At 33.3% G+C, this 532-nt stretch carries 2 pseudogenes; both read left to right on the top strand.

The features are described 5' to 3' along the window. Positions 1–401: pseudogene (locus ACFIJJ_RS10190) on the top strand (hypothetical protein); the annotation flags it as partial. 64 nt (positions 402–465) lie between these two features. Beyond that, a pseudogene (locus tag ACFIJJ_RS10195) lies at positions 466–532 on the top strand (addiction module toxin, HicA family); the annotation flags it as partial.

Raw genomic sequence — 532 nt, forward strand, 5'->3', positions numbered from 1 at the left:
AAACGCTTTGGTTTGACGATTGAAGAGGCTAAAAATCCGCTTTCCGGTACCTATATCGGGCGGCTTTATTTGCAAGGAAAACTCAACCAAGATCAATATGATGCTGCACAAAATATCTTGAAGTGAAAAACAATTACCTATGTGCAAAAGGATTACCTAATGCAATTTATGATAAAATGTCATCTTCTTCTGATGACAAAGCGAGAGAGAAATGGGTACAAAAAGCAACCAATCATTATCAAGCTATGCAAGAGATAGTAAAAGAAAGACAATGCCTTTATCGACAGCATAATTTTTATGCCTCTCTACAGTATCTTGTTATAGAAGATCAAGAATTACCATACCTTGTACCTTTATTGCGGATAGTCCTTAACGCTCTCCAGAAATATTTTGGTTATTAAAAACATTCACTTAAAATAAGAAAAAATATAGTATGTATATATTTAAACATTACTAGTTTAGGGAATGGAACAAGATAGCCGAAAAATCATTGCAAAATTAAAGCGTGATGGCTTTGAACTTGTCAAAGTAA

This window comes from Bartonella sp. TT29SHDZB (assembly GCF_042193395.1).
In the GTDB taxonomy this organism is placed as follows: Bacteria; Pseudomonadota; Alphaproteobacteria; order Rhizobiales; family Rhizobiaceae; genus Bartonella.